The sequence below is a fragment of the Rhodococcus sp. SB1D genome (assembly GCF_048573875.1).
Taxonomy (GTDB): Bacteria; Actinomycetota; Actinomycetes; order Mycobacteriales; family Mycobacteriaceae; genus Rhodococcus_F; species Rhodococcus_F qingshengii.
The window spans coordinates 333,848-357,278 of the sequence record NZ_JBMAIQ010000003.1 but is presented as its reverse complement, the minus strand read 5'-3'; the positions used below and the strand labels follow the sequence as shown (position 1 = coordinate 357,278).

Here is a 23,431-nt window from a genome sequence, read left to right as displayed (position 1 = left end):
GGGGAGGTGACTGGCAGCGCAAACCTCGACACCGTGCTCGGCAAGGCGGTGACGATCCTGCGCGCCTTCCGGGCCGACGACCACGTGTTGCCTCTGGCCACCCTGGTCCAGCGGACGGGCCTGCACAAGGCGACGGTGCACCGCCTGGCCAACGAACTGGTCGCGAACCGGCTACTCGACCGTATCGACGGTGGCTACCGGCTCAGCGGCGGCCTCTTCGAACTCGGCATGCTCGCCTCTCTCGAACGTAGCCTCCTGGAGATGGCGATGCCGTTCCTCCAGGACCTGTACGAGCGGACCCACGAGACAGTCCACCTGGGGGTCCGTGACGGCCACGACGTCGTATACGTCGCGAAGATCGGCGGACACCGGCAAGCCAACTCGCCGTCCCGGACCGGTGGCCGGATACCGCTGTATTGCACCGCAATCGGCAAGGCGCTCCTGGCATTCTCCGACAACGAGTTTCGCCGCGAGGTGCTGTCGGAGCCGATGACGCGCCGGACCCCGCACACAATTGTTGCGCCCGGCATTCTCAACACCCAACTGAACCGAGTGGTCGAGACCGGTATTGCGTTCGAGCGCGAGGAATCAGCGCCGGGTCTCGCATGCGTTGCGGCGCCGGTATTCGGAACCAATGACAAACCCGTCGCGGCCATCAGTGTCACCGGTCCCACCAGTCGCTTCGTCCCCGAGAGCCAGGTGTCCTACGTGCGCGCTGCTGCCGAAGGCCTACACAGCACGATCGCTCGCCGCGAACGATTGCGGTGATCTGGCCGTCCCGACCCGGACGAGCCCGGTCAATGCGTGCGGCAATGGCCCCTCGTGTAAGACGCCGAGACGTTGGGTCGCGCGGGTGAGGGCGACATAGAGTTCAGACGCACCGCGTGGGCCGTCGGCGATGATTCGCTCCGGTTCCACGACGAGCACGGCATCGAACTCGAGGCCCTTCGTTTCCGAAACCGGCACAGCGCCGGGCACACTCGCAGGTCCGATGACGACGCTCGTACCCTCGCGTCCGGCCTCGTCCTGATTGAATTCGTCGATGGCGGAGGCTAGTTCGTCGGCGGAGATTCGCTTGGACCACGGTTGGACCCCGCAGGCGCGGACGGACTCGGGTGGCTGGACGTCTGGCGCGAACTCGGCGAGCAAGGCGGCGGCGACGCTCATGATCTCGGCGGGGGTGCGATAGTTCACCGACAGGGATCGGTAGATCCAGCGGCCGGGGACGTACGGCTCCATCATCGTCGCCCACGAGCGAGCACCTGCGGGTGAACGTCGTTGCGCGAGATCACCTACCACCGTGAAAGACCGGTCCGGGCAGCGGCGCATCAGGACTCGCCAGTCCATCTCGGACAGCTCTTGTGCCTCGTCGACCACGATATGCCTGTACGTCCAGTCTCGGTCAGCAGCAGCGCGTTCGGCGAGCTCCCGGGTATCGCGTTCGACGAAACGATCCGCCAGGTCCTCGGCGTACAGCATGTCCTGGGCGAGGAGATGATCCTCGTCGTCCATCAAGTCTTCACGACTGATCATCATGTCCAGCACGCCCGCTGCATACGCAGCCTCGTCGCGGCGTTCACGTTCGGCACTCTGGTCGACGGGCTTGTCCCGGCCGAGCATGTCCACCAATTCGTCGAGAAGCGGAACGTCGGACACCGTCCAGGCATCGCCCTCTCGGCGCAACAGTGTCTCGTCTGCGCCTGCCTTGCGTAGGCGTTCCGGCGAAGTAAACAGCTGTGTCAGTAGCTCTTTCGGTGTCAAGATCGGCCAGAGTGCGTCGAGTGCGGCGGCAAACGCGTCATTCTCCGCCAACTCTGCGGTCAGATCTGCGCGCACTTGTTCCCAGGCTTCACGGTCACTGCGTGTCAACCATCCCTTGCCGATCCGCGCTATCGCCCGCTCGGTCAGTGCCCAGGTGACGATTTCGGTGAACACAGTCCGAGCGTCGTTGTGGGGGAGTCCGCTCGAACGAGCTTCTTCTCGAGCCCACTCCGCAGTTTCGGCGTCGATTCGCACTGTGACGTCCGCCAATTCGATCAACAACGGGTTCTCGGGCAAGCGCTGATGATCGGCAATCGCTGCGCCGAGAACGTCCAGGATCTTCAGCGAGCCTTTGAGCCCAGCGGCCTCCGGAGTGTCCTCTGCAGTGACGCGTAGACCGGGAACGAGATCACCGGTGGTCATGAACACCACGTCGGACTCGCCCAGCGAGGGCAGCACGCGGCCGATGTGGTTCAGGAACGCCGGGTTCGGCCCGACCACGAGAACGCCGTGACGTTCCATTCGCTCTCGCTGCGTGTAGAGCAGGTAGGCGACGCGGTGCAAGGCGACGACGGTTTTCCCGGTACCGGGGCCACCTTCGATCACCAGCACCCCGGGGTGTTCGAGTCGGACGATGTCGTCCTGCTCGGCCTGGATCGTGGCCACGATGTCGCGCATGCCCTCACCTCGCGGTGCGTTAACCGCAGCGAGCAAGGCGGAATCGCTGTGGGTGTCGTGTTCTGCGCCGTCAGGGCGCCCGAGTACCTCGTCGGTGAAATCGACCACGTGTCGACTGCGTGTGTGGAACTGACGGCGTCGACGCATGTTCTCCGGGTTTGCAGCGGTGGCAACGTAGAACGGGCGAGATGCCGGCGCCCGCCAATCGAGCAGCACCGGTTCGTAGTCGTTGTCCGCATCGAGAAGGCCGATTCGGCCGATGTACGAAGTCTCACCCGACAGCGAGTCCAACCGGCCGAAGCACAGGCCGTTGTCGGCTACGTCCAGCCTCTTCACCTCTTTGGCGAGCGCGCGCACCTCTGCATCGCGTTCCATGAGTGCTTCGCCGTTTCCGCGCAGAGCGGTGCTGTACCTGCCCTTGACTCGGGCGCGCTCCGCATCGAGGCGTGCGTAGAGTGCCTCCACATAGTTCCGCTCGGATCGCAGTTCTTCTTCGTATCCCTGGGTTGGCACGTGCCCTCACTTCCGCTGGCTGTTCCGATCCCGTAGTGGGTCGTGCGGGATCGGAAGAGCCATTCTGCGGCACTACCCGGGCCTTGCCGCAAGGCCCCCGGTACGATATACATTGATAGTGGAAGGGAGTGTCGATCCTCCCTCGGCTTTTTCCCACAGATCCTCTCGCGACCCCCCAGTCTGATGCACGGCTCCCAGCCTGGTCGATGTTTGGACCCCGAGTGTCACGGGTACAAATCCAGTGACCGGTGTTCCAAAAACGGTTCCCCTCATGAACTTACGTGGATCGAGGGATTGTGAAGGCGATACTGGCAACGGCCGCGAGCATCCTTCTGGTGGTTGCCTTGGCCGTCGCCGTCTTGCTTCTCCTTTCCGGATCACCGCGCGAAGGTACTTCGCACGAGCTCGCCGATACGGTTCACACGATCGGTGGGAAGCCGACAACCTGCACCGAGTTGTTCGGTGAAACATGCAGCTTTGCTTTGCAGTCGGACTACAACCAGTGGGGACAAAACCTCGAGGGTTTTGCCAATGCCGGGACCCTCGGACCTTTCGCCCGCAGTATCGGCTTCGTGGCGGAGGCGAAACTGAGCTTGCAGGCATGCGAGGTCAGCGCAACCGCCGGGCGGACGATTCTCGATTTCTACACTCTCGCCGAGATCGACCACCCCACGGCCACCACCACCGACCTCTTCCCCTTCTGGAACGAGTCCCGCCAATTCCTGTGCCCGGTAAACAGTTTCTGAGAATGCTGTTTGCTATTTGAGATGTTCGAGACGCGTCGCTCGCTCGGAGCCAGGTTGGGCGCAAGCGCGCGAATCGTGGACAGCGTTCCGCCCACGGGGGGGATCGGTCTGTAACTGGCTCATGAGCACTGAATAACACACGAGAGTGAACGGCACTCCCCTCGGTGGCCGCTTCTTGTACGCGTTGCGGAGTGTCGGTGCACGGATGTTTATGCGAATTTCGACGGGGTAGGGCCTTCTGTGGGGGATTCCTACCTGTGTGGGATTCCTGAGCAACAATCCGAAACGTATTGGAGGGTCAACGTGCCAGATGACAAGAGCGGTCCCAGCGAGGGAATCAAAGGCGTCGTAGAGGACGTCAAGGGTAAGGCCAAGGAAGCCGTGGGTGCGGTTTCCGGAAACGACAGTTTGACCCGAGAGGGCCGCGCCCAGCAGGACAAGGCCGAAAGCCAGCGAGAAGTCGCGAAGAAAGAGGCAGAAGCCGAGAAGGCTCGCGCAGAAGCGGCCGCGGACGAAGCGCGACAGAAGTCCGAGCAATAGCCCTGACGCACTCGTCACCCTCGGCCTGGGATTGATCCCAGCCGGGGGTGAGTCGTGGCTCCGCGTTCAGTTTGAAATCTCTACTTACATAAGGCGTAACAAGATTCTTGCGCCCAGCATGACGATCAAGAGGAGCTGTTCGATGCCTTCATCTCAGTCCGTCCCAGGTGCACCGGCCCCGAAAGCGCCGGACCTGAAAGAGCCGGTCAAGCCTCGACAGCCGTTGCCGCCCAAGGATGACCAGCGGCAGCCGGAGGTGCGTACCGTCGCGGGTGCCGAGGAGAAGGTGAAGGGAAATGGTCGCGGCCAGCGGGGGGAGTACCTCACCACCGCAACCGGTACACGTCTCTACGAGACCGACCACTCACTCACTGCCGGCGAGCGTGGCCCGACTCTTCTTCAAGACCACCACCTGCGTGAGAAGATCACACACTTCGATCACGAGCGAATTCCGGAGCGCGTCGTCCACGCCCGCGGGGCGGCCGCACACGGAACGTTCCTGGCGAATGGCGCGGCCGAAAACATCTGTAAAGCATCGGTGTTCGCTTCCGGTGCTCGAACCCCGGTGTTCGTGCGGTTCTCGACGGTGCTGGGTTCACGAGGTTCGGCGGACACCGTACGCGACACACGCGGTTTCGCCACCAAGTTCTACACCGACGAAGGTGTCTTCGACCTGGTGGGCAACAACATCCCGGTGTTCTTCATCCAGGACGGCATAAAATTCCCGGACATCATCCATGCCGCGAAGCCCCACCCGGACCGCGAGATCCCGCAGGCGCAGAGCGCGCACGACACATTCTGGGATTTCGTGTCGCTGCACACCGAGGCCACGGCGCACACATTGTGGAACATGTCCGATCGCGGCATCCCGCGCTCCTATCGCATGATGGAGGGCTTCGGTATTCACACGTTCAGGCTCGTGAATGCCGACGGCGAGACGAATCTGGTGAAATTCCACTGGAAGCCGGCCGCCGGAGTGCATTCACTCGTGTGGGAGGAAGCGCAGATCGCCGGCGGTGTGGATCCGGATTTCCATCGACGCGATCTTGCCGACGCCATCGAGGCGGGCGCATATCCGTCCTGGGATCTGGGCGTGCAGGTGTTCCCTGATACCGAAGACGAAATGTTCGAAGGCATAGATCTATTGGATCCCACCAAGATCGTGCCCGAAGAACTCGCGCCGGTTCAGGTCATCGGAACGATGACACTCGACGCCAATCCGACGAACTTCTTCGCCGAGACCGAGCAGGTTGCATTCCATCCGGGTCACTTGGTTCCGGGTGTCGACATCACCAACGATCGTCTCCTGCAGGCGCGTTTGTTCTCGTACCTCGACACCCAGATCACGCGACTCGGTGGCCCCAATTTCGATCAGATCCCGATCAACCGGCCTCACGCGCCTGTCAACGACATGCTTCGCGACGGCTTTCATCAGGACGGTGTACATACCGGAGTTGCGCCGTACCATCCCAATTCGTTGGACGGTGGGTGCCCGTTCTTGGCCTCGGCGGAGAGCGCGGCCTATATCGAGGTGCCCGAAGAAGTTTCAGGGCGAAAGGTGAGGCAGGCGCCGGCATCGTTCGACGATCACTTCTCGCAAGCTCGACTCTTCTATCGCAGTCTCTCCCCTGTCGAACAGGAGCACGTCGCGCAGGCGTATACCTTCGAATTGGGTAAGTGCTACGAGGAGAACATCAAGACCCGGAATCTGGGCATCTTGGCAAATATCGACGCGGGTCTCGTGTCGATCGTCGCAGGGGGGCTTGGCCTTCCGGTTCCCGAACCGACCGAGCCGTTGAGTGATCCGGAGCTCAGCCCTGCACTGTCCCAGGTTGGTGCGGAATGGCCGGTAGACGGAAGGATCATCGCACTACTGGTCGATGAGAACTCCGATCTCGAAACGGTTGTCGCCGTTCGAGACAAGATCTTCGACGCCGGCATGGTGCCGCTGATCCTCGGCCCGCACGGCGGAACCATCGGGGACGGTGACGACGCGGTGACGGTGCAGCGAACCTACCTCACAGCTCGTTCGATCGAATTCGATGCAATCCTGCTGAGTGGCGACGTTTCTCGGATCGGCGAGGGCAAGTTGGATCCACGGGTGGAGACTCTGCTGAACGAAATGTATCGTCACAGCAAGGCGATTGGTGGTTGGGGAGAAAGCATGAGTGCGCTGGCTGCGGCCGGTATCGACGAGTCTGCATTGGGAGTCGTCGTCGATGCAGACGCGGAAGGAGCGCTCGCCTCGCTGGTTCAGCTTCTGAAGACGCACCGCGTGTGGGGGCGTTTCGAGGTGCCGCCTACATCCTGAGTGCCGACGTAAGTTCGAACCTGCGGTGTGGCCGAATTGCCAGTTCGGCCACACCGTCGGAGTGAAGACGAGTGAAGGGACGAAACAGTGGCTCGCAAGGACTCACAACCTCAACTCAAGGATCAAGAACTCTACGAAGAGCTACGCGAGAAGGGCGATTCCAAGGAGAAGGCGGCCCGAATCTCCAATGCGGCCGCCAATCGAGGGCGGTCGAATGTCGCCAAGTCCGGCGGACAATCCTCGCCGTACGAGGAGTGGACAGTCGACGAGCTGAAGAAACGTGCCAAGGAACTCGATCTGCACGGCTATTCGAAGCTGAACAAGGGTGAGCTGATCGAGCAGCTCCGCACTCACTGAGCTGTGTTCTGCTCGAGTCGTATTCTGCTTGAGCAGAATACGACTCGAGCGGTCGGTTCAGTGCCCTTCTTGATCGAAGAGTTCCTGACCTTCCAGTCGTTTGACCCGTCGGTGTTCCATCAAGATGGCCAGTGTTCCGACGATGAAGGACACCACACACACGACGCCGGCAATGACTGCCCAACCACGAAATCCGTAACCTGCTGCCACCAAGGTCAATCCGAGTGTTGCCAGACCCAGCCCGATCAGCAGGTATCCGGGATAGTTGCGACCGTCGCTGATTGCCTCCCCTACGTGCGATCGATTTGTGTGTTCGTCATCTACCGGTGAACTTTCGCTCGCGTTTGTCACGGCACACTCCATCCTGAGCTCATGAAGACTTGCGATTCTTCGCTCGTCGTCGGTCCACAGGGCAACTACCCGATCGGTGACTGGATGAAACGGTCGGAGTAGTGCCGAAAGGGGTAGAAGGTCGTACGCTCGAAGTATCGGATGTGGATGAAAACCGGTGCGAGGAAGCCCTATGAACGCGAAGCCGACTCCCGACATATTCTCGGTAGGTACACCGACTCTCGGTGTCGAAGAGGAGTTCTTGCTCTGCGATCCGCAGACTGGACATCCCACTCTGCGCAACTCCGAGGTTGCTGCCGCCGGGCGGGAACTCGGTATCTCGCTGCAACTCGAACTCACGCGCTGTCAGGTGGAGACGTCTACGTCGATCGGAAACCATATTCGTGATCTTCGTGATCAACTCTGTGAGTCGCGTGCCGTCACCGCCGACGCCGCTGCCCGTGTGGGTTGTCAACTCATCGCAGTCGGGACGCCGTTCTACGATCCGCCGGTGGACGAGATCACTCAAACGTCGCGATACCAGCGAATGGCCGGTCAATTCAGAGCGATCACCGAAGGTGTGATGTGTGGTTGCCACATTCATGTCGGTGTGGAAGATCGAGAACGATCGGTCCAGATCATCAACCATCTGCGCCCATGGTTACCGACCTTGTTGGCACTGACGGCGAACTCTCCGATCAGCGCCGGTCGCGATACCGGTTATGCGAGTTGGCGTTACGTTCTGTTCGGCCGATGGCCCAGTTCGGGTCCGCCGCCCTACTTCGAGTCCGTGGCGCACTACGAAGATGCTGTTGCAGCAATGCTGGAGACAGGGGTCATTCTCGATCCACACATGGTCTATTGGGATGTGCGCATGTCGGATCACCTTCCCACCGTGGAGATTCGGATCAGCGACGTGCCCGCCACCGTGGAGGAGACGATGACTCTGGCCACACTGGTGCAGGCACTCGTCGGTACCGCATCCGCCGCGATCACGAAAGGTGAAGCAGCGCCTGCTGTCGATCACGAGCTACTCCGCGCGGCTTGCTGGCGGGCGGCGCGTGACGGACTCGACGGGAGGTCGCTCGACGTGGAATCCGTGCGCTTGCTGACTGCACACCAGGCGGTTCGGCAATTGGTGGATCACGTCGAACCTGCGTTGACTGCATTCGGAGAATTCGAGCAGGTCACGGCCTCCTTGGGCAAGGTGTTCAGTAACGGAAACGGGGCGATCGTGCAGCGCCGTGAACTCACGCGTCGGTCACGTGTAGCTGATGTGATCGAGGAGTGCGCTCGACGCACTTTCGAAGGGTGCAGTTCGCAAGGGGGCAGTGAGCTGTAAGGCACGGTTGGAATGGGCATTCGAGAACTTTCAATGTCTTGTCGAAGTCACCGATCGGACTGCAGGAGGAGGAACATATGAATGGCGATCCACGACCCGAGCTTCCGTCGGACAAGGATCTCGACGATATGTGCAGGCAATTGGCTGCGGCAGTAGAGGAACACGGTCTGTCGGTGGCGACGGCGGAATCGTTGACTGCCGGGAACATCGCCGCACATCTGGGAAAGGCGCCGGACGCCGGATCGTGGTTTTGTGGTGGGATCGTCGCGTACACCCGCGAGGTGAAACATTCCGTACTTCATGTTCCGGACGGGCCAGTGGTCTGCGAAGAGGCAGCCAGGGTCATGGCGCACAGCACCGCCACTCTGATGGGTGCGTCGCTGGCGCTGGCCGTCACCGGTGAAGCCGGCCCTGATACCCAGGAGAACGTTCGACCCGGAACTGTGTGGTTCGGAGTCGTCGACCATGGGACCGCCGAAACGGAGAAGCAGGTTTTCTCGGGCGACCCCGAAGCTGTCCTCGGTGCAACTGTCGAGCACGCGATCCAACTACTTCTGCGTCACGCATCCGGTCGCCACACGCCGAGTTCGAGAGTTGTGAACTAGTCGAGTTTTCAACTCTTCGAACGGTTCTTCTTGTGACGACCTGTGTGTTTCGCAGGCGCCTGCGCGGTTGGAACCAGATGACCGTCGGCCGTGTATTTTTCGACTACGAGGTTCTTGCTGACTCCTCGGTTCGCATCCACTGCGCAAGTGATTGCTTCCTTGTCGGAATTGAAAGGTTCCTCGGTCGAAGAGCCGTCGGGCATCGTGATTTTGTACCGATCCATACATCGACTATTGCGGGTTGATCCGTCTCCGACAACCCGAGTTCACGGAAATATCGGTCTGGGAATCAGGCGGATCAGCGGGTCCAATACTCTTCGGGACGTTGACCCGGACGGAATCCGTAGTGCGCGAGCATCGCGGTCGCTTCCGGAAAATTGGCTGCCAGAGCTTCGGGCACATGTGCATCGCTGCCGAATGTCACCGCTTTACCTCCCTCTTCGCCCCACCATTGGGGTATCCAGGGCAACAGCCGACGGGTGTTCATCTCGAGGATCCGGTCGCTGTCGGCGATGGCGCGCATCGCATTTCGGAATCCCTCTTCGAATCGACGGGGATCGAAAGGTCCGGCACTTTCGATCGGCCATGCACGCACCGCGTAGTCGATATGGGCGAACACCTCGAAGGTCCGAGAGCCAGCCACCATACGCGGGATCTCATCGAGGTATGCCCACATGACTTCGTCGGCACTCCACTTTCGAAACAGAGTGTTCGGTTCACTCCGATCGTCGCCGACTTCGAGCGTGTGCAAGGAACCCAATACCCGGTCGATGACACCGAGATCAAGGAGGTGCGACGCCTGCGCTTCGTGCAGGTGCGGTTGTCCGAACTCGACGCCGGTGAGTATCCGCAATTCAGGAAAACGGTGTCGGCATCGTTCGATGCTGTCGAGATAGCCGTCGACGTCGAGGATCGGTGCGCGGACATAGCCGTCGGTGCTCAGCAGGTGATGTTGATGGGGCATCAGATCTGCGGCGGTTGTGCGCCACCGAGCATCGAAGTCGAGATGCTCGGTGAACACCAACGCCGGCAATCCGATTGCTTCGGCACGCGCGCAAGTCTGTTGCATTCGTCCGGATGCGTGCGACAGCGGTCCGCCGGTGTCCCACGACCACTCGCTGTGAACATGACTGTCCGCGGGTAGTTGCATGTTCAGTTCGTACCAGAGCCGGGAGTTTCGAGGGGCGGTTAAAGCTCGGACTGTCGCGCGAATTCGCTCTGTGCAGTGGTTCCCCAGATCTCGGAGGACTGAGTCTCGGGCTCGCTGTCCAGCTTTCGGACGTCGTGAATGAACTCCACACCGTGCAGTTCGTCGGACGGAACCGACAGAAGCTTGCACGTGGTGCTGACGAAGAATCGCTGGACATCTTCCAACTCGAGACGCCCACCGGGCCGGTACCAATGCGCGACCCCGGTACACATCTCGAGTATCGCGAGTCGGCTCAATGCCAGATCTTCGATGTCGAAGGCGCCCACGCGTTGTCCGCGTTCGAGGATCTGTCCGAAAAGTTGCTCGTACTCGTCGCGCAGGGTCTGCAACTCGATGCGGTTGTCTCCGGTCAACCCGCGCATCTCGTACTCGGCGACGCGGGCAGTCAGTTGGTTGACGGCGGTAATGCCGACGTGTGACGACACCAGGCCGGCGAGCTGGACTACGGGATCGGCGCTTCGGCGCATTGCCCGCTCTCCCGACTGCGTCAGCTCGTCGAGGCAGGACCGAATGATCGAGGCCAACAGTGACTCTTTGCTGCCGACGTAGTGGTAGAGCGTTGCCGAGTTGATGCCGGCTTCGGCTCCGAGCTCACGAATGCCGGTGGCGGCGAATCCTTTCGTCGCGAACAGCGTGACTGCCGCCCGTTGAACGCGCCCCAGGTCCATGATCCTCATTTCGGTTGGTTGCCCAATCATGCTAGCATCGCCGCCGAAATCGACCGGCTGTCAATCAGTCGATTGATAGCTGTTTGTGAACTGGCAAATTGCATCTCAACTAATCAATCGATCGATTGAAATACGCTTGACTGTGCCCTGGGTCACTGCATAGTCTCCTTGTCGAGCCTCCCTCTCGGTGCGAGAGCTAACAGGGCACTCCATACAAGGAGCAATGACATGAACGACGCGAATCCCCCATCTCCCGCAACTGTCGACAGGCCTGCCCTGCGGCGTGTGGCCGGATCGGTTCTGGTCGGCACCACGATCGAGTGGTACGACTTTCAGATCTACGGCGCCTCCGCCGCGTTGGTCTTTGCGCCGCTGTTCTTTTCGGGCGCAGACCCCGCGCTGGCGACAATTCTTTCCTTCGCCACCTTCGCTGTCGGCTTCCTGGCGCGGCCACTCGGCGGTGTTGTGATGGGCCACTTCGGCGACCGCATCGGACGCAAGAAGGTCTTGGTGCTCGCACTTCTCTTGATGGGAGCAGCGACGTTCCTGGTCGGCGTCCTTCCGACCTCCGCCCAGATCGGTGTGTGGGCCCCGATTCTTCTCGTATTGCTGAGACTGATTCAGGGCTTCGGCGTCGGGGGTGAGTGGGGCGGTGCAGTTCTGACTGCTGTGGAATACGCACCCAAGAACCGCCGCGGTTTCTACGGCAGTATGCCGCAGGTCGGTGTGCCTGCTGGCCTTCTGCTGGCGACGGCCGTCATGTTCGGCACCAAGGCGCTCACCGGGGACCAATTCCTGGTGTGGGGGTGGAGAATTCCCTTCCTGCTGAGTATCGCGTTGGTCGCCGTCGGGCTTTACATTCGCACCGCGTTGGAAGAGACTCCCGCATTCGCTCGCGTGAAGCAGCAGAACACTGCGGTCAAGATTCCGATGGTCGACGCGTTCAAGAACTACCCTCGTCAAATCATTCTTGCCGCAGGTTCGATGATCAGCACGGGCGCTTACTTCTACATCCTCAACACCTACAGCCTGACCTACGCCGATCAGTTCGATCTGCTGTCCGGAAACCTCATGCTCGGAGCGGTCATGGTGTCCGCGCTCGTTGCAGTCATCTTCATTCCGATCTTCGGTCAACTGTCCGAAAAATTCGGCCGACGCCGGATCCTGATGGTCGGCATCACCGGCATGGGAGTGTGGGTCTTCGTTGCATTCGCCGCGATAGATACCGGCAACTTCTGGATCACCACCGGCGCATTGGCAGTCGGCGCATTCATGCTCAGCATCTCGTACGGGCCGCAGGCGACGTTCATCGCGGAACTGTTCGACGCACGGGTGCGGTACAGCGCAGCGTCCATCGCTTTTCAGATCGGGGTGCTCTTGGGTGGTGCAATCGCGCCGATGGTTGCCGCCATGTTGGTTCGCGCAACCGGTGGATCGCTTGCGGTCGCTGTGTATATCGCTGCCCTGTCTGTTATTTCGCTGATCAGCGTCTACTTCGTCCGTGACACCGACCTCGACGAAGGAAGTCGCGACATGTACATCGATGACAACGGGGCGTATCTGCCGCCGGTCGATCAACGCTCCACGGTTGTCAACTAATAGAGGAAACTTCAATGATCACAAAGAGTTTCGAAGAGATCTCTGTCGGAGACATTGCGGTGACGGACCCGCGGGTCGTCACCGAAGACTATGTGCGAAGTTTCGCCGACCTCACCTGGGACCGCCATCCCCTTCACCTCGACCCCGACTACGCGCAGCAGACGCGCTTCGGTCGCCAGATCGCCCACGGTGCCCTCATGTTGTCCACCTTGCTCGGTCTGGTGGAGTTGGACCCCCGTTACCTGCAGTGCTTCTACGGGCTCGATCAGGTCAGATTCCACCGGCCGACTTACCTCGGCGACTCGGTGCATGCGGTGTCGGAAGTGCTGTCGGTGCGCCCTCGCTCGGACGGTGAGACCGCGATCGTGACGTCGAAAGGCTCACTCGTCAACCAAGACGGAGACCTTGTCTTCTCCGGCGAATTCTCATTCCTGGTAGGCGAGACCCATTCCCTCGACCTCGAAGTGGGTGCTCGGTGAGTTCTCGGCGGCATATGTCATGGTGGCAGGACCTCGAAGCAGAACACTTCGAATGGGCTGTGCCAGAGCACTTCAACATTGCGCACGCATGTGTCGATGTACAGAATCCCGATGATCTGGCCCTCGTCGTAGACACCGGTGGGCACTGGGCGCGGTACACATTCGGTGAAGTCGCCACGATGAGCCGAAAGTTCGCGACCGTGCTCGCGGATCTCGGCCTGGTCTCAGGCGATCGCGTCGGTGTGATGGTCCCACAGGGAATCGAGGTTCTGGCGACACATCTGGGCGCCTTCCGATCCGGAATGGTCACCGTTCCACTTTCGGTCAAGTTCGGATCGGATGCGTTAGTACATCGGATGCGTGACTCCGGCGCGAAAGTTCTTGTGGTCGAGAAGGACTGCTATGAAAGAGTTGCCGACGGAATCGGTGAGATGCCGGGTCTCGAAGCCGTAATCGTGGTCGGAAGGCTCGATCGGCTCTCCGATTCGACGCCCGTGCAAATCCTCGATTTCCACAGCCTCGTCGACGATGCCGCAGAAAGTAGTGAACTGGTAGCCACGGGCCCCGATTCACATGCCATCATCATCTACACCTCAGGGACGACCGGGAATCCGAAAGGCGCGCTCCACGGGCACCGAATTCTCCTGGCGCACATGCCCGGTATGCGGACGGCGTTCGACAATGCTCCGCAGCTGGGAGACGTCTTCTGGACGCCGGCAGACTGGGCCTGGATCGGTGGTTTGTTCGACGTACTGTTCCCCGCACTTGCGTTGGGGTGCCCCGTAGTTGCGACGCCCGACAAATTCACGCCTTCGCGTGCGGTCGAGATTCTGAGCCGTCACAAGGTGACGGGCGCCTTCATTCCTCCCACTGCCCTCAAGCAGATGCGAAGCATCGGCGTCGACAAGACTGCTGCGCGTGGTATTCAGCTGCGGGCATTGGGAACCGGTGGTGAGGCACTCGGTGACGCGCTGCAAGCCTGGGTTGCGAGCACTCTCGGCGTAGCTGTCAACGAGTTCTACGGGCAGACGGAAATGAATCTGACCATCGGCACGTCGCGGTCGAAGTGGAGTCCCGCCAGCGGTTCGATGGGCCGCGCCTTCCCCGGCTTCGAAGTCACCCTCCTCGATCCACTCGGCGAGCCGGTCGAGATTGGTGAGGTAGGCGAGATCTGTGTGAAGGCAGGCAACCCCGGACAGTTCCTCGGATATTGGAACCAGCCGTCGAAGACCGATGAAAAGGTGTACGACGGTTGGATTCACACCGGTGATCTGGGTCGGACTGATGACGCCGGGAACTTCTGGTACCAGGGACGTGCCGATGACGTCATTTCGTCCGCGGGGTACCGAATCGGCCCCGGAGAGATCGAAGAGTGCCTGCTCTCGCACGACGAGGTAGCCATGGCAGGTGTCATCGGTGTTCCGGATCCGTTGCGCGGCGAAGCGGTTCACGCTTTTGTCGTACTGTCCGAGGGGTCGAACTCCTCGGAGGAGCTCCGTTCGGAGTTGCAGACCCACGTGAAAAGTCGCCTTGCTTTCTACCAGTACCCGAGGGAGATCACGTTCATCGACAGCTTGCCGCTCACCACTACCGGCAAGATCCTCCGACGTGAACTCCGAGCGCTGGCCACCTCCGCGAACGGACTCGGCTAGCAGAGGGCTACATGTTGGGTAGGACCACGACGAAGAACCAGCCGCTCAGTGCCAGACCGATGAATCCGGTGAAGAGGCCGACTATTGCATCCCATGGCAGCTGGCGGGCATTCGAGAGCAGATGCCCGCCAGACTTCTTCGGGTGACGTCGGAGCGCGAAGATTCCTGTTGTGATCGCGCCGACGCCCAGCAGGATGCCGAAGCCGAAAGCCCAGAACAGGAGTACCGACAGCGCGCCGAGCATCTCAGACCGCTCACTCCAGCGTGCGATGCGCTGTGTTTCGGTGGGCGGAGGCCACTTGTGTGAAGGCGACAGAGCTGCTCCGAAACGGCGGGTGTGGTGACGAATTGACTGGTCGCTGAGAAACATTGTCCACCACGCCTGGAGTTGAGTCGATGTGCCGCTGGTATGTACTCGTCTACCCCGTCTTCGCGGATGTATTCCGCTGATTTCGAGGCTAGGTGGTTGCCGCTTCTTCCCAGGAGTTTCCATTCCACACGATGGAGATGGGGTATTCGTTGTTGACCCCGTTTTCCCAGTAGTCGATGACGCCGTGGCGCTCCGATTCGAGTTCGATCCAGCCGATGCTGAATCCCCCTCGAAGTACGCGTTGAGCCCGGCGGTCGATCTTGTCCAGGGAACTGCAGAGTCCTCGCACGCGGGAGTCGATCCAGCCCGCAGAGGCATCAAGAACGGTGATCTCGACGATGCTCGCGTCGCTCAGCGGAATCTCGATGAGAAGCTCGCCGGAATCTCGTACCTCTCGAGTCGATCGATTCTCGTAGGCGTGCAACAGCTCTCGCGGTTCGAGCACCGAAGGGTCGCCGTCGGACCGTCGAGACCAACCGAAACGCTGCACGGACACATTGTCTCCCACGAATTGCAGGAATGTCATTCGATGTGAATGAGGCCGTCCAGGGCGTCCAGTACCCGGTCCAGCCCGAACTCCCAGGCCGCCTCGGGGCTGTACGGGGAGTTCTTGGCCTCGCCGGCCGCCCCTCCGACTCGCTGCGCCAGCGGGAAGTCGTCGCCGAGATAAGCAGCCAGACGCTGGTTCCAGGACGACCACACCTCGGCCATGTCGGCTGCTCGGGGGTCAGGGCGCCGCGCTTGCGCCGAGGATCGGGCGAAGTCGGCGACAAATGTCAGGGCGGAGTCCCGGTCGATGTCGCTCAGTCCCGTGCCGTCGAAGGCGTGAAGTTCGTGGTCGTACTTCGCGATAGTTCCCGGACCCAACGCGGAGCGCTGATCGGAGATGTCCAGGAGCCACCAATGCTCCGTATAGAGGGCAAGTTCTTCCTCGGCGACCCGACGCACACGTTGGCGCCAGGTCATGTTCCCGTACGGCAGGAGTGGGCTGTGTCCGTGTACGGCGTCGACCATGAGCACCAGCAGATCGTCGCGGGATCCGACGTGGGTGTACACCGCCATGCCCGAGATTCCGAGTTCGGCGGCCAATCGGCGGACCGTCACGGCGTCGAGGCCGTCGGTATTCGCGACGGAGATCGCGACGTCGACCGCCTGTGAGGTGGTGACCTTCGCTCGCGGGCCGCGGGTGCCACCCTTCGGCGCGAGGGGGTGATCGCGCCAGAGCAGGTCGATCAGTTCGCGTGCCATCAGTCGTCTCCAGAAATCGGGAATACCTCAACGGTGGTATACCTTATACGGTGCATACTGTATGCACTGCATAAGGTTTATCGATCATGGGAGGCCCACGATGAAAATCACCAGCACTGCTCTGTCCTTGAACGTCGCCGACACCGACGCATCGGCAGACTTCGCGAAAACCCATTTCGGTTTCACCGAGGCCATGGCCGATGACGGCTTCGTTTCCCTGAATCATCCGGATGCCGGGGTCAACGTGGTCTTCCTGCGCACCGGGCTCGGGACGTTCAAGCCCGACTTCGTCGCAGGTCCGGCCGGTCAAGGCTTGCTCATTGCATTCGTGGTCGACGATGTCGACGCCGAGTTCGCCCGCATCGCTGCTGAAGGTGCCTCCGTCGTCACCGAACCGGAGACGGAACCGTGGGGTGAGCGTTACTGCCAGTTCGTCGACGCCAACGGAATCGTGTGGCAACTCGTTCAGTGGGTGTGAAGAACCCGAGCGCTCGGCTCCGCGGCGCGCGGCACAGAACGTAACCAGAGGGCGCGTTCGACGGACTGGGCTTGGAAGCGCTGCGGTGAGATCCCGTGCGCAGTGCGAAACGCTCGGCTGAATGCGGGCAGGTGCGCGTAACCCAGGTTCCTCGACACCGTGCCGGGTGCAACCCCGAGTTGGAGTTGGGTGCGTGCCTGGGTCATCCGTGAAAGCGATCGCCACTGCGGATACGTGGTGCCGGTTTCGATACGGAACTCCCGGCGCAGCCTGGCCGCGTCGGTACCGAACTCTTGCGCCCACTCGTCCAGAGTGCGAGGGTCGGCCGGGCGGGCGGCGGTCGTCGCTGCCAGTCGTGTGGCAATCGAAGCGGCGGGCGAGGTGTTCGAAACCGGTTGTGCAAGAGGGCCGGTGGCGATGATGTCGAATGCCATGGCGCTGTCGTGGCCGCGCGGGCGCAAGGGCGTGTAGGCGGCGACGAAAGTGTGCAGCAATGCCAACTCGTCAGCGGGGGAGAACTGCACGGTCTCGAGGGCGTCGGCAGATACGGTCGACCCGTTCGAGGAACGGAAGCCGAGCGGCAGAAGCAGTGAACCAGTCGGAACCGTGACGGTATTGAGGACGCCTGCAGGAAGAATCATGGCCTCTCCGGTGCGCAGTTCCCAGCTGCGGTCCGCGACGTCCACCCGGGCTTGGCCTCGGTAGACCCACACGGCGACGTGGGCGCCGTTGACGCGCGGCCACGTCGCATTGGCCGGTATCGGCGGCGCTGTTTCCCCGGGCTGCCTGGTCTCTGCGAGCATGCGGACCAATGCTTGATCGTTGTCGGTGTCCACGCTGCGATCGGTTGGACCGGAGAGGGCCCGGCGGCGATAGTCGCTCGGGCTCTCTCCCATCTGGGACCGGAACGCACGCGTGAATCCGCTGCCCGTTTCGAAGCCGACTTCGTTTGCAATCCAACCGATCTCGCGGTCCTGCTTCAGGTACTCCAACGACGCGGCGATCCGAGCTCGAAGCCGCCAGCGCGTGAAGGTGAGGCCGGTTTCTTCCACGAAGTATCGCTGGAGCGTTCGAATGCTGATCCCGGCACGCTTCGCGAATTGTGCCTCGGTGTCGTCGGTGCCAGGTGTTCGCAACAGGGCGTGCGCGATCTCGAACGCTTCCCGTGATTGCGGCAATTGCGGCAGCGAGGTGGCCCCGTCGTCGGCCCGGGTAATCATTTCGAACAAGGACGACGGGTGTGCAGCGTCGCCGCGCAGATAGCCCAGGTTGTGAACGAACTCGTGGATCAGTCTGTCTTCCCATCCGGGCGGAACGCGCAGACGCGTCACGGTAGCCGGCCCGGCGCTGACGCCGTTCGAGGGCGGAAGCAGGATGGGAAACGCGACGGAATCCGAGTCCGTCTCCATCGAATATCGCACGCCCGCCGGGATCCACAACAACTCGCCTGCCGGCACCTCGTAGACGGTCGATCCGGTCCTGACGCGTCCACTGCCTGCGAGAACCCAGAACAACAGGGGTGAGCGGCCGATGCTTGGCTCGGTGCGGCAGGCGCGGATCGGCCCCAAGTCGATTGCGTCCGACCTTCCCGATAGTGGTAACACGTTGGCGCTCCTGGACAACCCTTGCGACTTAAGTATGGCTAACTTTACCTCTGCCGACTGCGTTCGCAGCGGCGCACTCTCGTATCTTCAGAAAGCCACATACTCATGCGCAGATCTCTACGCCCGACGGCGGCAGTACTCGCCGCGGTCGTCGCCCTCGCTCTTGCCGGCTGCTCGAATTCGTCAGGTAGTGACACCGGAACCGAGGGCACCCAGGAAACCTCCGGGGCCACCGAGGGCTGGCCGCGCACCGTCGATCACGGCGGCCGCAGTACCGAGATCACTGCAAAGCCGACTCGGATCGTGTCCACCTCGCCGTCGTTGACCGGCACGCTGCTTGCGATCGGAGCGCCGGTGGTCGCGAGTGCGGCGACAACGCCGTCGGGAATGACCGATGACCAGGGGTTTTTCTCCCAGTGGTCGGGCGTGGCGGCTGATCGTGGCGTCGCGGTGCTCTACCGAAATCTCGAGCTGGACCTCGACGCGATCGAGACCTTCGAGCCCGATCTGATCATCGGCTCCGCTAACGGCGGCGACTCGACACTCGATGCCTACTCACAGCTGAGCGACATCGCACCCACTGTTCTTCTCGACTACGGCGCCAGCTCCTGGGAGGAGCTCGCTGATCAGCTCGGGACTGTCACCGGACTCGAGAGCGAGGCCGCCAAAACCGTCGACGAATACGACAGCTGGGTCACCACCCAAGCCGCGAAGATCAAACTTCCCGAGCAGCCGGTGACGGCACTGGTCTACATGGGTGCCGACGGTGTCTGGACGTTCCGAGCCGACAGCCCGCAGGGCAATCTGCTGGCCTCGCTCGGCTTCACCTATGCCGAGCCCGCCGAGCAGTTTGTCGCTCCGGACAAGCGGGGTGCCTCCGGCGTCGCGATCGTCAGCTCCGAAAACATGTCTGCCGCACTAGACGGGGCGCAGACGCTGTTTGCCGTCTCGATGGGGCCCAAGGACGTGGAGAAGCAACTCGCGGCCGACCCGCTCCTTGCGAATCAACCTGCGGTCAAGGGTGATCGGGTATACGCGATGGGAACGGCAGCCTTCCGTCTCGACTACTTCAGTGCAAAGCAGACGGTCGAGTCGCTGGTGTCCACGTTCGGTGGATGACCGCGTGGGCGTTTCTGCGCAGTCCCGGACCGAAGCGCCACTGCGGTCCGGGACGGCCGCGCGTGCGGGTTTGTTGGTCCTCGTCTCCATCGTTGTAATCGTGCTGGCATCCGTCGGCGGACTCGTCATCGGCTCACGCAACATCCCCGTCTCCACTGTCCTCGATGCAGTTCTTTCCTACGACGCCGGTAACAACGAGCACCTGATTGTGATCGAATCACGTTTGCCTCGAACAATTCTCGGGCTTGTGGTCGGGGCCGCGCTCGGACTGGCCGGCGCGCTGATGCAGTCGATCACCCGCAACCCTCTGGCCGATCCGGGACTACTCGGTGTGAACGCCGGAGCATCAGCAGCAGTCGTGATTGCGATTGCCTATCTGGGGGTGACTTCGGTCGGCGGCTATCTGTGGTTCGCGCTTGCCGGCGCGGCCGTTGCCTCGGTAGGTGTGTACATGTTGGGGTCGGCGCATCGCAGCGCCGCGACCCCAGCGCGCATGGCGCTTGCCGGTGCCGCTGTTGCGACGGCGATCACGGCTCTCACCAGCATGGTTCTCATCAGTAACGAGGCCGCATTCAATCAGTTCCGATTTTGGGCAGTGGGTTCGTTGCAAGGCCGCGGCGGAGACGTGATTGTCACTGTTCTGCCCTTCGTCATCGTCGGTATCATGTTGTCGTTGTTGCTGATTCGTCCACTCAACGCAATCGCGCTCGGCGAGGATGTCGCCAAAGGGCTCGGTGCCAGCACCGGACCCGCACGGGTCGGATCCGCTGTCGCAGTCATCCTGCTGGCAGGGGCTGCCACTGCGGCGGCTGGACCGCTCGGATTCGTGGGCCTGGCTGCACCGCACATCGTGCGCGGTGTCGTCGGGCCGGATCTGCGATTTCTTCTGCCGTGCGTGCTCGTTGTCGCCCCGGCATTTCTGCTCTTGGCCGACGTTCTCGGTCGCGTTGCCACAGCGCCGGGAGATCTGCAGACGGGGATCGCCGTGGCGGTGCTCGGTGGCCCCTTGTTTGTTGCGCTCGTGCGCTCGCGGCGGGTGGCGTCGCTGTGAATGCGATTGCAGCACAGCCGGTTCCACCGCTGTTCCGCGGTTGGGTGGTTCGAATCGGGTCGTACTCGTGGCGGATAGTTCCGCGAGTGCTGTTCGTAACCGTGACAATCAGTGCGGCATTGGCGGCGCTCTCGTTTGTCGCGCTGATGTATGGAACCCTGGATCTGTCCTTGGGCGAAGTATGGCGTGCCCTGCACGGCGAAGGCGCCCCAGCGGCGGTTCGGTCCGTCCAGAATCGCAGGCTGCCGCGGCTGATCACGGCGATCGGCGTGGGCGGAAGCCTCGGTGTGGCCGGCGCGGTTTTCCAGACGCTTTCGCGCAATGTTCTCGGATCGCCGGACATCATCGGTTTCACCACCGGCGCTGCGACTGCAGCCGTGGTTCAGATCGTCTTCTTCGGAGGCGGGGTACTGCAGACCGCGGGCGCCGCTGTTCTCGGCGGCATGCTGACGGCGCTTCTGGTGTACGCGCTGGCACGCAAAGACGGCGTCAGCGGCGGTCTTCGACTCGTCCTGGTCGGTATCGGCGTGGGCGCGATGCTGAGCGCCGTGATGTCGTTCCTGGTGGTGCGTGCGGATATCGACGACGCCACCGTTGTGCAGCAGTGGACGGCCGGCTCGCTGACCGGGCGCGGTTGGCCACACGCGGTCAGTGTTGCGATCGCCGTCGGTGTTCTCGTTCCTGCTCTCGTCGTGGTGTCCCGGCGCGTCACCATGATGGAGATGGGCGACGACGCAGCGTCCTCGCTCGGGATCTCCGTGGAGCGATACCGATTTGCCGGCATTCTGCTTGCGGTCGCGCTCACCGGCGCGGCGACCGCGGCCACCGGCCCCATCGCATTTGTGGCGCTCGCCGCTCCCCAGATCGCACGACGGTTGGCACGGCGCAGCGGTGTTCTTGTCGCGACTTCCTTCCTGCTAGGCGCAGTTCTGCTGGCGGGCGCCGACTTGATCGCGCAAGCGGTCGAGGTCGGTCTCCGCACTCCGGTCGGTCTCGTCACCAGTCTGCTCGGTGGTGCCTATCTGATCTGGCTGCTCGCTCGTCAGGCCTGAAAAAACTCGCTACGAAAGAGATTCATGACTACTGCCACCCCAACATCGCGGCTGCGTGCCGAGAAGATCGAACTACGGTACGCCGATCGAACCATCGTGGACGAGTTGAGTCTCGAGATCCCCGATGGAGGGTTCACCGTCGTCGTCGGACCGAACGGGTGTGGCAAGTCGACATTGTTGCGTGCGCTCGGCAGAATGCTCGCACCTCGATCGGGTCGTGTTGTGCTCGACGGTAACGATATTCGGTCCTATCGAACCAAAGAAGTCGCCCGGCGAATCGCCCTGTTGCCACAGTCCCCGCTCTCTCCTGGAGCGATCAGTGTCGCAGACCTCGTATCCCGCGGCCGATATCCGTATCAGAGCATGCTGCGCCAGTGGTCACCCGAAGACGAGCATGTTGTCTCCGAGGCCCTGAATGAAGTCGGAATGCGATATGCAGCAGACCAATTGGTGGACGAGCTGAGTGGGGGACAACGTCAGCGGGTATGGATCGCCATGACGCTTGCGCAGCGCACCCCGGTGTTGTTGCTCGACGAACCGACCACCTTTCTCGACATCGCACACCAGATCGAGGTTCTCGACCTCTGTTCCCAACTCCACCAGTCCGGTCGAACATTGGTCGCGGTCCTGCACGACCTGAACCTCGCGGCCAGATATGCCACGCACGTAGTTGCCATGCGGTCCGGAAAAATTGTCATGCAGGGCAGTGCCTCGGACGTCTTCACCCCTGAGTTACTGCGCGAAGTCTTCGACCTCGAGGCGCTGGTTCTCGAAGACCCGGAAACCGGACGGCCACTTGTTGTTCCGCGTGATCGAAGACCTGTCAGTCAGCTACCCGTCCACAACTGAACCACCGATCAGGAGATATCAATGACTACCGCATCTCGACCTGAAGAAACTGAAACGTCTGCGTCGGCAAAGGCGCCACGCGGAGAAGACCACGACCGCGGTCTCAACGACGTGGTTGCCGTCGTCGAACGCGTCGAACGGCCGACCGAGAGCATCTTGCGCATCGCCGTCCAGTTGACTTCGTCGGCGGACGACCCGAATTGGTTGCGGCCCAACGTCGCATTTCGCATCCAGCTCGGTCCACAGTACGGCGACGTCTCTCGCGTCTACACGGTGCGCACCTGCAACGCGCCGAGCAGTTCGATGACCTTCGACGTAGTGCTGCACGGCCACACCAGCCCGATGATGAGGTGGGCCGCCGACCTGCGTGTGGGTGACACGTTCTCACTCACCGGTCCTCGCCCGCACTTCCTCGTTCCCGAGATCGCCGGGCGCCGCGTCGCACTGTTCGCCGACGACACCGCGATACCTGCCCTCTATTCGATTCTGCTTCAGTGGCCCGAGGGACTGACCGGCGTCGGCTGGGTCGCCACCGGTGACGCCGAGGCTTTCGCGGAACTACCCGTGATCCCCGGCCTCGAGCTGCACCATGTCGAAGATGGCCTCGCCGAGTACGCCGTCGAACTCGAAAACCCAGGAGACTACGCGGTGTGGGGTGCCGGGGAACGGGACGAGATGCGAGCCATTCGAGCGCATTTCCGCAAGACAGTCGGCCTGGCGAAGGACGATGTAGTTGTCTTCGGGTACTGGAAGCGAGGGGTCAGCACTACCGAGATAGATCAGAACCGACTTCGGAACTACACGAGCATCCTCGAAAACGGCGGCACGCTCGCAGACATCGACGATCTGGCAATCGGTATCTGACGCTA

Annotated in this window: 24 protein-coding genes; 16 read left to right on the top strand and 8 right to left on the bottom strand. The window is 61.8% G+C overall.

Features of this window, described 5'->3' with window-relative positions:
* Nucleotides 1-6: 6 nt before the first annotated feature.
* Nucleotides 7-768 (top strand): IclR family transcriptional regulator, encoded by a 762-nt coding sequence (locus tag ACN50D_RS10430; RefSeq protein WP_003942865.1) that lies wholly within the window; start codon nt 7-9, stop codon nt 766-768.
* Here the strand turns inward: ACN50D_RS10430 and helR are convergent.
* The gene (gene helR, locus ACN50D_RS10425) at nt 730-2,952 is read right to left on the bottom strand and encodes an RNA polymerase recycling motor ATPase HelR (RefSeq protein ID WP_211921738.1); all 2,223 of its coding nucleotides are present in this window, start codon (nt 2,950-2,952) and stop codon (nt 730-732) included. The two genes, ACN50D_RS10430 and helR, sit on opposite strands and share 39 nt — an antisense overlap.
* Before the next feature lie 281 nt (nt 2,953-3,233).
* Here helR and ACN50D_RS10420 point away from each other — a divergent pair, with 281 nt between their 5' ends.
* The 4 genes from ACN50D_RS10420 to ACN50D_RS10405 all read left to right on the top strand — a co-directional run bounded on the left by ACN50D_RS10420 (nt 3,234) and on the right by ACN50D_RS10405 (nt 6,906).
* Nucleotides 3,234-3,698: a hypothetical protein gene (locus ACN50D_RS10420; RefSeq protein WP_307850506.1), complete on the top strand. Its 465-nt coding sequence runs from the start codon at nt 3,234-3,236 to the stop codon at nt 3,696-3,698.
* A gap of 303 nt (nt 3,699-4,001) precedes the next feature.
* Nucleotides 4,002-4,238, top strand: coding sequence for a CsbD family protein (locus ACN50D_RS10415; protein ID WP_003943084.1), 237 nt, complete (start codon nt 4,002-4,004; stop codon nt 4,236-4,238).
* 142 nt (nt 4,239-4,380) lie between these two features.
* The gene (locus ACN50D_RS10410) at nt 4,381-6,549 is read left to right on the top strand and encodes a catalase (protein ID WP_064113547.1); all 2,169 of its coding nucleotides are present in this window, start codon (nt 4,381-4,383) and stop codon (nt 6,547-6,549) included.
* Between the two features lie 87 nt (nt 6,550-6,636).
* Complete coding sequence (locus ACN50D_RS10405) at nt 6,637-6,906, top strand: DUF7218 family protein (RefSeq protein WP_003943161.1); 270 nt, start codon at nt 6,637-6,639, stop codon at nt 6,904-6,906.
* 57 nt (nt 6,907-6,963) lie between these two features.
* Here ACN50D_RS10405 and ACN50D_RS10400 read toward each other — a convergent pair whose 3' ends face one another.
* The gene (locus ACN50D_RS10400; RefSeq protein WP_007735689.1) at nt 6,964-7,269 is read right to left on the bottom strand and encodes a hypothetical protein; all 306 of its coding nucleotides are present in this window, start codon (nt 7,267-7,269) and stop codon (nt 6,964-6,966) included.
* A gap of 160 nt (nt 7,270-7,429) precedes the next feature.
* On the opposite strand from ACN50D_RS10400, the gene ACN50D_RS10395 reads away from it, so the two are divergent.
* Both ACN50D_RS10395 and ACN50D_RS10390 read left to right on the top strand, forming a co-directional pair.
* Complete coding sequence (locus ACN50D_RS10395; protein ID WP_064113548.1) at nt 7,430-8,578, top strand: glutamate--cysteine ligase; 1,149 nt, start codon at nt 7,430-7,432, stop codon at nt 8,576-8,578.
* 77 nt (nt 8,579-8,655) lie between these two features.
* The gene (locus ACN50D_RS10390; protein WP_007735692.1) at nt 8,656-9,183 is read left to right on the top strand and encodes a CinA family protein; all 528 of its coding nucleotides are present in this window, start codon (nt 8,656-8,658) and stop codon (nt 9,181-9,183) included.
* 298 nt (nt 9,184-9,481) lie between these two features.
* On the opposite strand, the gene ACN50D_RS10385 is transcribed toward ACN50D_RS10390, so the two are convergent.
* Both ACN50D_RS10385 and ACN50D_RS10380 read right to left on the bottom strand, forming a co-directional pair.
* Nucleotides 9,482-10,333, bottom strand: coding sequence for a PHP domain-containing protein (locus ACN50D_RS10385; RefSeq protein ID WP_073512494.1), 852 nt, complete (start codon nt 10,331-10,333; stop codon nt 9,482-9,484).
* 38 nt (nt 10,334-10,371) lie between these two features.
* On the bottom strand, nt 10,372-11,070 hold the full coding sequence (locus ACN50D_RS10380) for a TetR/AcrR family transcriptional regulator (RefSeq protein WP_225320187.1): 699 nt from the start codon (nt 11,068-11,070) through the stop codon (nt 10,372-10,374).
* Between the two features lie 219 nt (nt 11,071-11,289).
* Between ACN50D_RS10380 and ACN50D_RS10375 the strand changes: the two genes are divergently transcribed.
* Genes ACN50D_RS10375 through ACN50D_RS10365 form a run of 3 tightly spaced genes read left to right on the top strand, consistent with a single transcriptional unit; the run spans nt 11,290 to nt 14,791 of the window.
* Nucleotides 11,290-12,660 carry an MFS transporter gene (locus ACN50D_RS10375; protein WP_007735697.1) on the top strand — a complete coding sequence of 457 codons (1,371 nt, stop codon included), beginning with the start codon at nt 11,290-11,292 and terminating at the stop codon, nt 12,658-12,660.
* 14 nt (nt 12,661-12,674) lie between these two features.
* The gene (locus tag ACN50D_RS10370) at nt 12,675-13,139 is read left to right on the top strand and encodes a MaoC family dehydratase (RefSeq protein ID WP_003943225.1); all 465 of its coding nucleotides are present in this window, start codon (nt 12,675-12,677) and stop codon (nt 13,137-13,139) included.
* Between the two features lie 14 nt (nt 13,140-13,153).
* Entirely contained in the window at nt 13,154-14,791 is a 1,638-nt protein-coding gene (locus tag ACN50D_RS10365) for an AMP-binding protein (RefSeq protein WP_064113550.1), read from the top strand.
* A gap of 7 nt (nt 14,792-14,798) precedes the next feature.
* Here the strand turns inward: ACN50D_RS10365 and ACN50D_RS10360 are convergent, their stop codons facing one another.
* The 3 genes from ACN50D_RS10360 to ACN50D_RS10350 form a co-directional block, all read right to left on the bottom strand.
* Nucleotides 14,799-15,161, bottom strand: coding sequence for a hypothetical protein (locus ACN50D_RS10360; RefSeq protein WP_225320185.1), 363 nt, complete (start codon nt 15,159-15,161; stop codon nt 14,799-14,801).
* 88 nt (nt 15,162-15,249) lie between these two features.
* Entirely contained in the window at nt 15,250-15,687 is a 438-nt protein-coding gene (locus tag ACN50D_RS10355) for a hypothetical protein (RefSeq protein WP_064113551.1), read from the bottom strand.
* On the bottom strand, nt 15,684-16,409 hold the full coding sequence (locus ACN50D_RS10350; protein WP_007735703.1) for a TetR/AcrR family transcriptional regulator: 726 nt from the start codon (nt 16,407-16,409) through the stop codon (nt 15,684-15,686). Before ACN50D_RS10350 ends, ACN50D_RS10355 begins: the two co-directional genes overlap by 4 nt.
* A 100-nt stretch (nt 16,410-16,509) precedes the next feature.
* Between ACN50D_RS10350 and ACN50D_RS10345 the strand changes: the two genes are divergently transcribed.
* Nucleotides 16,510-16,887: a VOC family protein gene (locus ACN50D_RS10345; protein ID WP_030537422.1), complete on the top strand. Its 378-nt coding sequence runs from the start codon at nt 16,510-16,512 to the stop codon at nt 16,885-16,887.
* On the opposite strand, the gene ACN50D_RS10340 is transcribed toward ACN50D_RS10345, so the two are convergent.
* Nucleotides 16,875-18,491 (bottom strand): AraC family transcriptional regulator, encoded by a 1,617-nt coding sequence (locus ACN50D_RS10340; RefSeq protein WP_064113552.1) that lies wholly within the window; start codon nt 18,489-18,491, stop codon nt 16,875-16,877. The two genes, ACN50D_RS10345 and ACN50D_RS10340, sit on opposite strands and share 13 nt — an antisense overlap.
* Before the next feature lie 105 nt (nt 18,492-18,596).
* Here ACN50D_RS10340 and fepB point away from each other — a divergent pair, with 105 nt between their 5' ends.
* Genes fepB through ACN50D_RS10315 form a run of 5 tightly spaced genes read left to right on the top strand, consistent with a single transcriptional unit; the run spans nt 18,597 to nt 23,426 of the window.
* The gene (fepB, locus tag ACN50D_RS10335; protein WP_007735706.1) at nt 18,597-19,610 is read left to right on the top strand and encodes a Fe2+-enterobactin ABC transporter substrate-binding protein; all 1,014 of its coding nucleotides are present in this window, start codon (nt 18,597-18,599) and stop codon (nt 19,608-19,610) included.
* Nucleotides 19,603-20,661, top strand: coding sequence for a FecCD family ABC transporter permease (locus tag ACN50D_RS10330; protein WP_064113554.1), 1,059 nt, complete (start codon nt 19,603-19,605; stop codon nt 20,659-20,661). The genes fepB and ACN50D_RS10330 overlap by 8 nt, the downstream gene beginning before the upstream one ends.
* A complete protein-coding gene (locus ACN50D_RS10325) occupies nt 20,658-21,713 on the top strand; it encodes a FecCD family ABC transporter permease (protein ID WP_082900930.1) in 1,056 nt (351 codons plus the stop codon). Before ACN50D_RS10330 ends, ACN50D_RS10325 begins: the two co-directional genes overlap by 4 nt.
* 24 nt (nt 21,714-21,737) lie before the next feature.
* Nucleotides 21,738-22,562: an ABC transporter ATP-binding protein gene (locus ACN50D_RS10320; protein WP_007735712.1), complete on the top strand. Its 825-nt coding sequence runs from the start codon at nt 21,738-21,740 to the stop codon at nt 22,560-22,562.
* A gap of 21 nt (nt 22,563-22,583) precedes the next feature.
* Nucleotides 22,584-23,426 (top strand): siderophore-interacting protein, encoded by an 843-nt coding sequence (locus tag ACN50D_RS10315; RefSeq protein WP_042448187.1) that lies wholly within the window; start codon nt 22,584-22,586, stop codon nt 23,424-23,426.
* Nucleotides 23,427-23,431 lie beyond the last annotated feature (5 nt).